At 68.1% G+C, this 12,712-nt stretch carries 9 protein-coding genes and 2 pseudogenes; 9 read left to right on the top strand and 2 right to left on the bottom strand.

Going from position 1 to position 12,712, the window contains the following annotated elements:
- Nucleotides 1-43: 43 nt before the first annotated feature.
- Both IAG41_RS06990 and IAG41_RS06985 read left to right on the top strand, forming a co-directional pair.
- Nucleotides 44-4,141, top strand: a complete 4,098-nt coding sequence (locus IAG41_RS06990; protein ID WP_187727777.1) for a hypothetical protein — start codon at nt 44-46, stop codon at nt 4,139-4,141.
- Nucleotide 4,142: 1 nt separating this feature from the next.
- On the top strand, nt 4,143-5,873 hold the full coding sequence (locus tag IAG41_RS06985; RefSeq protein ID WP_187727776.1) for a hypothetical protein: 1,731 nt from the start codon (nt 4,143-4,145) through the stop codon (nt 5,871-5,873).
- A 38-nt stretch (nt 5,874-5,911) separates the two neighbouring features.
- Here the strand turns inward: IAG41_RS06985 and IAG41_RS06980 are convergent, their stop codons facing one another.
- Nucleotides 5,912-6,901, bottom strand: a complete 990-nt coding sequence (locus IAG41_RS06980; protein ID WP_187727775.1) for a GlxA family transcriptional regulator — start codon at nt 6,899-6,901, stop codon at nt 5,912-5,914.
- A 152-nt stretch (nt 6,902-7,053) separates the two neighbouring features.
- On the opposite strand from IAG41_RS06980, the gene IAG41_RS06975 reads away from it, so the two are divergent.
- The 3 genes from IAG41_RS06975 to IAG41_RS06965 all read left to right on the top strand — a co-directional run bounded on the left by IAG41_RS06975 (nt 7,054) and on the right by IAG41_RS06965 (nt 9,153).
- Nucleotides 7,054-7,743: an HD domain-containing protein gene (locus IAG41_RS06975; protein ID WP_262408474.1), complete on the top strand. Its 690-nt coding sequence runs from the start codon at nt 7,054-7,056 to the stop codon at nt 7,741-7,743.
- A gap of 119 nt (nt 7,744-7,862) precedes the next feature.
- On the top strand, nt 7,863-8,282 hold the full coding sequence (locus IAG41_RS06970; protein WP_187727774.1) for a GlcG/HbpS family heme-binding protein: 420 nt from the start codon (nt 7,863-7,865) through the stop codon (nt 8,280-8,282).
- Between the two features lie 19 nt (nt 8,283-8,301).
- A complete protein-coding gene (locus tag IAG41_RS06965; RefSeq protein ID WP_187727773.1) occupies nt 8,302-9,153 on the top strand; it encodes an SDR family oxidoreductase in 852 nt (283 codons plus the stop codon).
- A 104-nt stretch (nt 9,154-9,257) separates the two neighbouring features.
- Here the strand turns inward: IAG41_RS06965 and IAG41_RS06960 are convergent, their stop codons facing one another.
- Nucleotides 9,258-10,379, bottom strand: coding sequence for an alpha/beta hydrolase family esterase (locus tag IAG41_RS06960; protein WP_187727772.1), 1,122 nt, complete (start codon nt 10,377-10,379; stop codon nt 9,258-9,260).
- A gap of 332 nt (nt 10,380-10,711) precedes the next feature.
- Here IAG41_RS06960 and IAG41_RS06955 point away from each other — a divergent pair, with 332 nt between their 5' ends.
- From IAG41_RS06955 to IAG41_RS06940, 4 genes and pseudogenes are all read left to right on the top strand, one after another.
- Nucleotides 10,712-11,374, top strand: coding sequence for a sigma-70 family RNA polymerase sigma factor (locus tag IAG41_RS06955; protein WP_187727771.1), 663 nt, complete (start codon nt 10,712-10,714; stop codon nt 11,372-11,374).
- A gap of 146 nt (nt 11,375-11,520) precedes the next feature.
- A pseudogene (locus IAG41_RS06950) lies at nt 11,521-11,739 on the top strand (DUF736 domain-containing protein); the annotation flags it as partial.
- Nucleotides 11,740-11,894: 155 nt separating this feature from the next.
- Nucleotides 11,895-12,128, top strand: a complete 234-nt coding sequence (locus IAG41_RS06945; RefSeq protein WP_187727769.1) for a helix-turn-helix transcriptional regulator — start codon at nt 11,895-11,897, stop codon at nt 12,126-12,128.
- Nucleotides 12,049-12,692, top strand: a pseudogene (locus IAG41_RS06940) (S26 family signal peptidase). The gene IAG41_RS06945 and the pseudogene IAG41_RS06940 overlap by 80 nt, the downstream one beginning before the upstream one ends.
- Nucleotides 12,693-12,712 lie beyond the last annotated feature (20 nt).

The following is a 12,712-nucleotide window of genomic DNA, read 5'->3' as shown; positions in this document are numbered from 1 at the left end:
CCCGGCCTCGGGGGCGACGCTGGACGCAGGGAGCCATCCGCTCTTGCTGTTGCCGATACGGCTCGAAACCCGCTTCGCGGACGCCGCCGACGGCACGACCGAGCTGCTGGTGCGGATCTACCCCGATCAGGTGCATGTCGACGCCCATGATCCTCGCCTGACGCCTGGCGAAGTCGCGGCTGGTCAGGGATTCTGGGTCGCCGATTGGCGCAGCGGGAGTGACGCCGAGCGACGCGGTCGGGCCTGGCGGGCGCTGGCCGAGCGGCTCGACCCGGGGCGCGCGGCCTGGGTCGCGCGGGCGACGCTGCCCGAAAATGCCGCCGCGCGGCCGGATCAGGCGGTCGCCGATGGGGATCCGCCGCTGGTCGAGCCCGTCTTCGGCGCCCCCCCGATGGCGGAACGCGCGGCCACGCCCGTGGCGCGCCTGCTGCCGGGCGCGTGGACGGCGACTGCCTATGCTGGCGGACAGATCGCTGCCATCGCCACCGGTCGGCCGATCTCGCTCGATCCCGCCGTCGGACCGGACATCGACGCGCCGCTCGTTGATCCCGCGAGCGAAGGCGACGAGAATAGCGAGGTGGCCGCGCTCGACCAGGGCATGAATTGGCTCGTCGACTTCGCTGCTGCCGAGGCGATCGGCATGGCGCTGCGCCTCCCGGTATCGGGGCCGGTCGATGTGCTGCTGGTCGCGGGCGTCCGCGCCGGAGGGCCCGACGCCGGTGCCGAGGGCCTCGCCGCTTTGCTCGACGCCCAGCGCTACACCGCCGGGCTCGGCTTCGTCGCCCCCGGGACGCCGACGAACAACGCCAGCGACGTTCCGTCCGGTTGGTCGAGCGCGGCGCTCGGGAAGCTTGGCGCGAGCGACGGGGCCGCTGCCGCTGAGCCGGGGAGCATAGCGGCATCGGCCGCGCGCGCGATCGGCGTCGGCGACACGCACCTTACCGGGTTGCCGGGCGGCGACCGCAATGACGGGCAGCAACTGGCGGCGGCGGTGGCCCGGGCATTGTGGCCGGCCACTTGGGGATATTGGCTGACGCAGTTCGTCGGCATCGGGACAGCTGGCCTCAGCGTGGAGGATTGCGACTGGGTTCGCGACCATGCCGGGCGCTTCGTACGGCCCGGCGGCTCGCTGCCGGTGATCCGGGTCGGCCGGCAGCCCTATGGCGTCCTGCCCGTCACTGCGCTGACCCGTTTCCGCGGCGATCCCCGCGAAACCAGGTTGGGCGCGATCGTCTCGGGGCTGATTGTAGCCGGCTGGCGACCCGCCCTCGGCAAAGTCGCCCGGCTCGGACGTGACGACCCCGCCAACGACCTGGTCGAGGTGCTGCGGGGCGATGCGGTATCGAGCGGGGTGACGATGCGCCGAGCCTTCGGCCCGACATTCGCAGCGAGCACGCTCGACTTTCTCGAGCGGACGGTGCCGCCGGAGGAATGGCTTGCCTTCGCGCAACGGGCCCGGGCACTCACCGAGGCGATGGGCGTGCCGGCGGGGATTGCCGCCGCGCTCACGCTCCACGATCCCACGGAGTGGCCGGTCGGCCTGCCACTGGTCGGCAATGACCATGCGACCATGCTCGCCGACCTGCTCGCAGCCGATATCGACACGCTCGCCGCCGATGCGGACGGGCGCCCGACATCCTTGCTCGCGGCGCTCATCCGCCAGGGTTGGCTGCGCGAGCACGCCGCCGCGGCCGCCCGCCTGATCGGTGACCCGGCCGTCGCTTCCACGCGTGACGAGGAGTTCTTCGGGTTCGATGCCGGACCGCTCGGGTGGACCGCCCAGCGGGAGCGGCTCGTCGATGGCTCGACGGTACGCGAGCGGCTGGCTTCGGGCACCGATGCGGCAGGGGCGGGGATCGAGGCGTTTCGCTTGGCGGTGGGCACCGTCGCCGCGGCGAGTGCGGATCAGCTCGGTCCACAGCTGGCCGGTGCGCTCGATGCGGCTTCTCACCGGATAGACGCCTGGGCGACGTCGCTGGCGACGCGCCGCCTTGCTGAGTTGCGCGCCGTTGCGCCGGCCGGTGTGGTGGTCGGGGGATATGGTTGGGTCGAGGGACTGCGCCGCGACCCGCCGGAGCTGGTCACCGGCACGGTTGCCGGCGAGCCGGGTGCGCTGCGGCGGGCATCCGACGACCCGGGTTTTCTTCACGCGCCGTCGATCCACCAGGCCCAGGTCGCTGCCCTGCTGCGCAACGTCCACTTGGTACATGGCGGCGGGGATGACGACCCGTTCGCGATCACGATTACGTCGCAGCGGGTGCGGCTGGCGCAGCGCATCTTCGACGGCGTGCGCGCCGGCCGCGGTCTCGGTGCGGTGCTTGGCTATCTCGTCGAGCGCGACCTTCACGAACGGGGGCTCGACGCCGCGGTGGACAATGCCCGCGAGGTCACCCCGCTGCCCGGGCAGGAGACGCTGCCGATCCCGGCGCGCCGGCTCGACGGTCTGGCCTTGCACCAGCTATGGGCCGACAGCGAAGATCACGCCCTAGATCACCTTGTTCCCGGCGGTGACCCGAACCTGCCTCAGCCCACATTCGAAGAGCAGCGGCGGAAGGCTGCAGGCGTGCTGCGCCGGCTCGGCGTCGCGGTCGATGCCGCCGCCGATCTGCTCCAGGCGGAGCAGGTGCACCAGTTCGCGCGCGGCAACCTGACCGCGGCTGTCAACACGCTTGGCGACATCGACCGGGGACTGACCCCGCCGCCCGACCTCGACTTCATTCGCACGCCGCGCAGCGGAGTCACGGTCACGCACCGCGTTGCCATCCTTCTGGCGGTCGACGCCGTCCCGACGGAGGGATGGGCGGAGGCGGCCGCCTCGCCGCGGGCGGAAACCGAGCCGGCGCTCGACGCCTGGCTGGCGCGCTGCCTCGGCCCGGCTTCAGGCCGGAATCTGGCGTTGGTGGATGGTAACGGTACCGAGCACCCGGTGCCGTTGCCGGATCTTCGACTGAGCGCCTCGGATTTCGTACGCCTTGCCGGTGGCGGTGACGCGGGGCTGGCAGAGCTGACGGCGAGGGCCGCGCGTGCATTTCCTGCGGCGGTGCCGTCCGAGCGCTCCCAGCTGCTCCCCAACCGCGACCTGCTCGATCTGCTCGAGCTGGGTCGATCGCTGAGCCTGCTCGCCGCCGCTGGCCGGCCGCTCGACGGCTCGAGGCTTCAGCCGCCCCACGCCGATCCGCAAGCCGGAATCGATCTCGACGAACTGCTTGCCCGGACGTCGCGGGCGGACCAACGCGTCCGGTCTGCCCTTGCCAGCCTCGACGCGGCACTGGCCGGGGCAGATACGGGTGCGGTCGACGCCGCGCTTGCCGCCAGCTGGGACTTCGCGCTGGGCGATACCGCCATCCCGGCGGTGCGCGACGAGGCGTCGCTGCGCGCGGCGGCCGCCCGGGCCCGCGAGGCGCTCGAGGGTCGCCTGGGCGAAGCCGGCGCGGCTCCTGCGCCAGCCGACGAGCCGGACAAGCTCATTCAGCGTGCGCAAGGGCTGCTCGGGCCCGGTTCCGTGGTGCTCCCCCGGTTCCTCCTGCCCGACGCCGCTGATCTCATCGCGTCGCGCGACGACCCGGCACTCGCGGGAGCGGATCCGCTGGTGGCCGAGACCTGGCTGACACGCCTCGAGCGGGTCCGAGAACCGCTGATGCGCCTGGGCGTCGCTATGCGCGAGGCGGAGGCGATGGGCGGCACGCCGCCGGGCCTCAGCCTTGCGCAGGTCCCGCATCGTCCCGGTGCGGCCTGGAACGGGCGGCCGGCACCGGCTTATGTCGATGGCGCCGCGTCGCTGGTGCTGTTGGGCGGCGAGCTCCTCGCGCCCGCCCGACAGCTTGGGGGGTTGCTCGTCGACGAGTTTACCGAGTTCGTGCCGTCGTCGACTGAAAGCACGGGCGTGACGTTCCGCTACGAGCCGCCGGCCGCGATGGCTCCGCAGGCGCTGCTGCTGGCGGTGCCCCCGGTGATCGGTGAGCCGTGGACGGTCGGCGGCCTCAACCAAGTCCTGCTCGAAACGCTCGAGTTGGCACGGGTCAGGGCGCTCGATCCCGACGACCTCGATCTCGTCCGCCAGTTCCTGCCGGCGACCGTCCTGCCTTTCAACACCGAGGGCGATGTCCCGTCGACCAACCCCAACGCATTGAGCGGAGGATAGGATGGCGTCGATCACCACCTTTTCCCGCCTCGAACCCCAGCCGCGCGGCGGCGATCTGGCGGTCGGGTCGGCGGCGCCGGTGCAGGATCCGCTGTGGCTGCTGGCCAGGCAATGGCAGGTCGGGGAGTTCGCAGGCCATGACGGCGGCAATCCGATCCTCGCGCGCTGGCGCGGGGTCGCTGCGCCGCCGACGCGCTTCATCGCCGGGCCGATCCCGCCCGACACCATGCTCAGCGCCCCGCGCTTCGCTGCCGACGCGGCACCGCTGGAAGCGATCATCGAGCGTGTCACCACGCCGCTGGCGCCCGCGACGGACAGTCCCGCGGGACTGCGCCTGGCCATCGACGCGGGCCGGCATTTCCTCGCGCTCCTCGCGCGCCAGCAGACGGTGCAGGACTATCGCGCCGGTATCCGGGCCCGCTACGCTCTGGAGCCGTTGTCCGACGCGCAGCTGGTGGCGCTCGACCCGGCCACCGCCGCCTATGCCAGGCTGCACGCGGGCCGCAGTCCCGACGGTCGCCGGTTGCTTGCCGAACTAGCCGGTCGCGACGTGCCCCGGCTCGACCGCGCCATCGACCCGCTGGACGTCGCCGAAGTTGCGCGGGCATCGGCGGCCTGGCAGGCGTGGCTTGCGACTTTGTTCGACTATGCCGATCCCCAAGCACCCTGCTGGCAGCCGGCCAGGTTCGAATACACCGCCTCGATGGGAGGACGGCGCTCGGCGGATGATTTCGGCGAAACCACGCTGACTGCACCCCGCTATGACCGCGACTCGATCGACTGGTACGAGTTCGACGTGAACGGCGAGGTAAATCTCGGAACCCGCCCTGCCGAGGTTGGGGCGGCCGTCACGCGCACCGTCGTGCCGGTTCCGGTGACGGCACCTGGGCTTCCCGCTCCGCGGTTCTGGGAGTTCGAAGATGGCCGCCTGAACGTCGCGGCGATCCAGCCTGCGAGTACGGACCTGGCACAGGTGCTGCTCGTCGAGACGCTGGGCGGTTTCGGCAACGACTGGTTCGTAATCGGGATCGACCTCCCGGTCGGCAGGCTGGTCCAGTCGGCCTCGCTGACCGTCACCGACACTTTCGGCGTGAAGACACTGCTGCAACCGGCGGGGGCGAACGGTTCGGGCCGCTGGGGACTTTTCCGCCACGCCATGCCCGTCGACGGCGATGAGGCCGAAGGCGTGCCGATCAGCAATCTGCTATATCTTGCACCGCGTGTTGCGCAGCCGTTGATCGGGCCCGTCGTCGAGCAGGTCACGCTGACCCGCGACGAGCAGGCCAATATCGCATGGGCCATCGAGCAGATACTCGAGACGCCGCTGCAGGTCGGCATTGCTCTGTCCGACGCCCGGCCTCCGGAGCCGCGCGGAGACCCGCAAGCGCCGCCCCAGTACAAGCTCTTCCACCGGCCGCCACCGCACTGGGTGCCGCTCCTGCCGATCCGTACCGGGCCGGACGCACAAGTCATGCTCGCCCGGGGCTCCTTCAGCGACGAAGCCGGTAATGGGCGCCTCGTCGGCAGCGTGACCACGATGCTGGCAGGCGGCACCGACGGCGGATTGCTGATCCCCGAGGAGGAGGTCCCCGACGACGGGCTCGTGGTGCAGCGTCATTATCAGGCGGCGCGCTGGATCGACGGCACGCTTCACATATGGGCGGCCTATCGCGCCCGGCCCGCCGGCTCCTTACCGTCCGCGAATTTGCGGTTCGACTCGATTTCCGAATGAGGCGTCGGGTCGAACCACCTATCGAGCGCTGTCCACGCTTAGATGTTTCGTTCGGATGACGTCGGATCATGTTGGAAGCTGGCACGGTATTGAGCCGGGGTGATGCCGAGACGACCAACAAAAACCAGGCGCATTCGATCTGCAGTCCCAAAGCCACAATCATATGCGACGCCTTTCAACGGCAGACGCGTGCCTTCGAGCAGCATGCGCGCAGCGTCGACGCGGGCGCGCTCGACGAACTCATGTGGCGTGATACCCGTTTCGCGTACGAACTGACGCGCGAGGTTGCGAGAGCTCATGCCGACCGCATCCGCGAGAGACTGCAGCGTGTGACGCCGGCCAATATTCTCCATGACATGGGTGTGCAGCCGGGCAATCGGGGATTCCGGGTTGGCCGGGGCCGAAAGATAGGGGCTGAACTGCGATTGGCCGCCCTGGCGCTGGGCCAGAACCACCAGGCGCTTGGCGACCGCCACGGCAATGGCGGCTCCATGTCGCTGATGCACCAGCGCCAGCGCGAGATCGATGCCTGCCGTCACCCCGGCCGATGTGACGAGGGGACCGTCCCAAAGGTATATGAGATCGGGCTCGACTTGGGCGGTGGGAAATCGGGAAGCCAGTTTGGCGGCGTTTTGCCAATGCGTGGTGACCCGCCGGTTCGCCAGCAACCCCGCATGGCCAAGCGCGAAGGCGCCCGTGCAGATCGAGCCGTAAATGGCCGTCCGCATGGGAATGGATCTGAGCCAGGAGATCATGTCGGGTTCGGGGTCGGCATGCGGCAGGTCCGGCCCGCCGGCCACTAGAACAAGGTCAAATGCGCCCGACGCCCCCTCGAAGCTTAGATCCGGTACCAACTGCATATTGTTCGACGCACGAAGCGACGCACGATCCCGTGCCACGAGCACCGTCTCGTAGCGGTCGTCTTCCGGGATAAAGGCGTTCGCCTCGGCAAACACGTCGGCCGGTCCGGCCACGTCGAGCGCCTGGACGCCGTGATGGATCACCAACGCCACTTTAACCACGGGCATGAGCGGCGCCCCCCTTACTGGCAGGAATCGATGTGCGCTTGTCCTGAATCGCAGGTCCATGCGCGTTGAGTCGAGCGAAGCCCGTCACCATTACAAGACGAACGGAACGCATCGACCCGCTTAGTCGAGCGACGGCCAACAGACACACAAATTTGCGCGCTGGCTCGCGCCATGGAGAAGCTATGGAATACGAACTTGCGATAAGAGGTGAGATCGCCGGTATTGCCGTGCCGGACAGCGCAATCGCGCGCGCCGCCACCCAGCTGGTCCGCGACACCGAGGATGATCTGCTGTACAATCATAGCCGCCGTGTGTTTTTGTGGGGAGCGCTTACTGGCGAACGCAAGTCGCTGAAATACGATGCCGAGCTTCTGTATCTCGGCGCCATGTTTCACGACATGGGGCTGACCCAGGCCTATGCCAGCCCGGATATGCGCTTCGAGGTCGATGGGGCCAATGCCGCGCGCGACTTCATGCGAAGCTATGGCCTGGCCGAGCGCGATGTCGAGGACGTCTGGACCGCCATCGCGCTCCACACCACGCCCGGCATTCCCGAACACATGCGTCCCACCATCGCGCTCGTGACCGCAGGCGTCGAGATGGACGTCCTCGGGATCGCCTATCACGACTTCACCCACGAGCAGCGCGACCAGGTATGCGCATGTCATCCGCGCGAGGCCAATTTCAAGGAAGGTATCATCGCGCACTTTGCCGAAGGCATCGCGGCCAAGCCGCTGACCACCTTCGGCAATGTCAAGGCGGACGTGCTTGCGCTCAAGGACACGAACTATGTTCGCCAGAATTTCTGTGCCCTGATCCTTGGATCAACCTGGCCGAAATGAAAGCGCCATGGTCGGCGACCAAAAGGACAATGTGAAGGCATTGTGAGGCCCCGACATAGCGCTCCCAAACATAAATCACGGAAGCGATTCTTATCCTCCACCGGCAGTGAGAAAAGATCATGATCACGCTTAAATCCCTAGACCTCGCAGAAGCGAACCAGGTGATCCAGGCCGGGATCGCCCGTGCTACAGAGATCAGCTCGCCCAGCACGCTCTGCGTCGTCGACGTCGGCGGCACCGTCATCGCGCAAGCCCGCATGGATGGCGCGTCGCTGTCGAGCGTCGCACTCGCCTACAACAAGGCGTACACCGCCATTTCGACCCGCCTCGCGACGAGCTTCATCGCGACCATCGCGCAGCCGCACGGCGATTTCTACGGCATTGCCAACGGTCTTGGCGGCCGCGCGATCATCTTCCCGGGCGGCGTTCCGATTACGATCGACGGCGAGGTCGTAGGCGCGGTCGGCGCGAGCGGCGGCAATGGACAGCAGGACGAGGATGTGGCGCAGATCGCCGCGAAGGCCCTTTCGACCAAATAATCCAGCCCGGAGACAGGCAATGACCACCATCATGATAACGGGCGCGGGCAGCGGCCTCAACAATGGCGCCGCGATCGAACTCGCCAGGCGCGGCCACGACGTCATCGCCTGCGTCGAGAATTATCCGCAGCACCGTGCGCTCGAGATCCAGGCGAAGGAGCAGGGCGTCGCCCTGCGCATCGAGAAACTCGACGTTACCCGTGAGGGCGACCGCAAGCGCGCGATTTCGTGGGACGTCGATGTGCTCGTCAATGGCGCGGGCATCATCGAGGGCGGCGCGCTCGTCGACATTCCGGACGAGAATGTCCGCCGCCAGTTCGAGATCAATGTCTTCGGTCCGTTGCAGTTGACCCAGGGCATCGCCCGGAAAATGGTCGCACGGCGTAGCGGCAAAATCGTCTTCATGTCGTCGGTCGTCGGTATCCTGTCCGGTCCGTTCGTCGGCGCTTATGGCGCGTCCAAGCATGCCCTCGAAGGAATCGCCGAAGCGATGGCCATGGAGCTGCAGGAGTTCGGCGTTGAGGTGGCAACGATCAATCCGGGCCCGTATCTCACCGGCTTCAACGACGCAGGGTTCCTTGCCACGAGGAACTGGAACGACGACCCCTCGCAGCGCGTGTTCGATTACGACAAGCTTTCCTTCCCGTTCGAGCAGTTCGAGCCGTCGATCGTGTTCAATGCGATTGCCGACGTAATTGTCGGTGAATCGGGTCTCTACCGGAACGTGGTCGCGCCGGAGCTTGCGGATAGTGTCCGCGAGCAATCGATGCAGGTCTGGACTCGCAAGAGCACAGACGGCCTCGGCACTCGCTTCCCGCTTGTCCAGCGTTCCTATGACCTGCAGCCTGAGACGCCGGTCGGGTCAGGTTAGACTTCAGAAAGGGACTGTGCGTTGTTCGCCGACGCCTGGCGACGCAGAGATGTGGCGGACCGTCCGCGCGATATTCGAGAGCAGAGGCCACGCCGGGCGCAAGCTTACCGCATCAAGCCTGCCGCTCGCAGCGCATCCTCGATCACCTTGCCGACGCCGCCCGCGGCAGGCGACGGCGTGGCGGCGCGCGCTGGGCCGCGCCGGTCCAGCGCGGCCGGTATCGGCTGCGGCCTGGGTCGGCTGGCCTGCCGCTTGCGGGGCGCGGCCGCGTCGCGCAGCGCCCAGAAATCCGCGAGCCGGCGCGTCGACGAAATCCCTGCTTCCAGCATATGCGGCCCGATACGGCCGCAGGGCGCGGCGCCTTTGGTGTCCAACGGCGTGCCATGCCCCATGCCGGTGATGCGATAGTCTTCGATCACGACACGCCCCTTCGCATCATGCCAGGTACGGTGGGGGTGTCCATCGACCGTCTCGAAGCGCTCCAGGTCCGGGAGCACGCCATGGATCGCCTGCCATTGCTTGAGGATCGCGTCCGCATTTGCCAGTGCGACGACATGGTCGGCGGTGCCGTGCCAGATCGAAATGGTCGGCCAGGGACCGACATGCGGCGAGGCCCCGCGGATCGCGGCCGCCAGTGCCGCTTCGCTCGGACCAGGCGTCCCGCGCATCCGCTCCAGGGCCTGCGGAACCCCGGCCGCCGCGCCGAAGGGCAGGCCGGCAATGATGGCGCCCCCGGCGAAAAGCTCGGGATAGGTCGCCAGCATGACCGATGCCATCGCACCGCCGGCCGACAGGCCGTTCACATAGATGCGCGAGGGATCCACGCCCTCTCGATCGACGATCGCGCCGATCATCTGGACGATCGACAGCGGCTCGCCGCCGCCTCGGCGGCTGTCCGCCGGCTCGAACCAGTTGAAGCAGAGATTGGTATTGTTCGCACGGCGCTGCTCGGGGAACAGCACGATGAATCCCTGCTCGTCGGCGAGCTGCGACCATCCGGACGCGAGGTCATATCCCGCGGCGTCCTGCGTGCAGCCATGCAGTACGACCACAAGGGGTGCATTCTCGCGCACGCCCTCCGGCACGTAGAACCAGGCACCCAGCGCGCCCGGGTTCGAGCCGAAGTCGCGCAGTGCGCGCAGCCGTCCCGCTGCTGCGGAATTGCCTGGGCGCGGCTGGGCGCGCAGCGTCGCAAGACGCGCGATCGTACTGGATAATGGTCGCATAAGCCCTCCCCTCGGCCGAGAAGACATGGCCGAGCATTAGTAGAACGCTTCGGGTACAACCCGGTTGCTGCACTGCAGCAATAAATCTCGAAGCCAGGATTGTCGGCGGGACCCGGTGAGGAACAAGACCGGATAAGACCCAGGCGAATCAGAGGACCCTCGCTTGCATATCGGTTCGAGCGGGTTTGGCCGGCACGCCCCGCGCGCCGACGGTAATGGGCGCCGCCCTCCCTATTCTTCGGGAGTTGCATGTCGCGCAGCGCCGACAAGCGGTGCCGGGAACCGTTACGCCCATGAAAAGTTTTCAGGCCGAATTCCAGGAGAGGAAGGACATGGCAACCGAACCCGTAGCGAATGTTCAGGCCGCGCCGCTTTCGGACCGCGAAATCAAGGAAATGCTGGCAGTCGCGATCCCGCAGCTGCGGGCATTCGCCCGTGGCCTGTGCGGCAGCGCCGATCTTGCCGATGATTTCGTCCAGGAGACGATGCTCAAGGCCTGGTCCGCGCGCCACAAGTTCCAGCCGGGCACCAATTTCAGAGCATGGACCTTCACGATCCTGCGCAACCATTATCTCACCCAGATGCGGCGCCGGAAGTTCGTCGGCGAGTGGGACGAGCTGGCCGCCGATCGCCTGCTCGCGGCTTGTGCCGGGCAGGACAAGATTGTTGAGCTCCGCGATATGCTACGCGCCCTGCAGGAGCTTCCGGTCACGCAACGCGAAGCGCTGATCCTGGTCGGCGCGGGTGGGCTTTCCTATGAGGAGGCGGCCGAGATCCTGGACGTAGCGGTCGGCACCGTCAAAAGTCGCGTTTCGCGAGGACGGATCGCGCTCGAAGGCCTGGTCGGCGGCGGCCTGCTCGAGCAGACCCGCCGGCAATTCGCGCATGAAGGCGATGCCGTAGTCAGCATCTTCGCCTATCTGGAGCGCCTCCAGCGGCGCTCGGAGACTTTCCTCGATCGGCGCGTGCACCCACCCGTATCGGCCGCGGCCTGACCGGCTGGGTCACTATCTCCCATCTTCCGCGCCTGCGTGCCGGGGGAACGGCTGATCGCGGGGGGCTAGCGCATTTCGCTTCGGAGTCTCGAAGCCTGCCGCGCTTCATTCGGTGAGGTGACGGCCTTTCGCGCCTCTGCGCCGATAAGGCCAAGGACAGCCAGCCCGATTATGTCGTCATGGCCGGCGGTGTCGAGCTCGGCGCCGGCTGGAACCGGCGCGGCGAGATGTCCGGCAACGACTATGTCTCGCTGAGCCTGGCGGCGCCGGAGTTCGGGCCGCGGCGCCTGTACGCCAATCTCGGCCGTGCCGCCGGCCAGGACGATGACGATGCTTTCGCCATCATCTGGAACCCGGCCGACTGACCGACCCGATCCGCGCCCCGGACCGCGGGGCGCGGATCACGGCACCGGGTCGAAAACGCCTATATGCGTTTTCGACCCTGCCCGATGGGGGACGTTGGGGACAGTTGGGGATCCGGGCGGCGTAATCGGGCGCCCGCCGCAACGGGCCCACTCCCATGAATGAACCCGACGGCACCCAGCGCCGCGCGCAACAGGCGCGCGAGAATTGTCCCTTCCTGACCGCCAAGCAGACGGCGTTCCATCTCGGCATCGCGCGCACGACGCTGAAGCGCATGCGCTCGGAGCGGCGCGGTCCTGCCTGCCGGCTCCATGGCCACGCCTGGTATTATCATATCGACGATATCGAGGCCTGGTCGAACGCCCGGAAGCGGGACGGCGGCCATGACTGAGCGCAGGGATCTGCCCCTGTTCGTCTGGGGCGACGCGCTGCGCGCCGCACGCCGGCGCCGCATGCGCCTGCGCCGCCAAGGTGTGGCCCTGGCGCTGTTCTGTGGGTGCGTCGCGGCGACGATCGTCGCCCCGCCGCTGCCCCGCTTCGTCTGGAATGCCAGTCCGAGTGCGCCGGTCGGGCTGTATCGCGTCGAGCCGGGCAGGGCGGTCGGCCGCGGCGACGTGGTGATCGCGCGGACCCCGATCTCCGTCCGCGCGCTGGCGGCGAGCCGCCATTACATTCCCGCCAACGTGCCCGTGGTGAAGCGCGTCGCGGGCGTAGCCGGAGACCGATCTGCGCGTCGGGACCGGCCGTCGCCGTCAATGGCCGGACGGTCGCAATGCGGCGGGCGCTGGACTCCCAAAAGCGAGCTTTGCCCTGGTGGAACGGCTGTTGGACCCTGCAGGACGGCACGCTGTTCCTCCTGATGGCGGAGACGCCGGACTCGTTCGATGGGCGCTATTTCGGGCCTACGTCGGCGCGTGATGTCATCGGAAAGGCGACCGCGCTGTGGCTGCAGTGAGGGGGCGCGCGGTCGCGGCG

It is taken from the genome of Sphingomonas sp. JC676 (assembly GCF_014489075.1).
Taxonomy (GTDB): Bacteria; Pseudomonadota; Alphaproteobacteria; order Sphingomonadales; family Sphingomonadaceae; genus Sphingomonas.
This window is presented reverse-complemented; position numbering and strand designations above follow the sequence as displayed.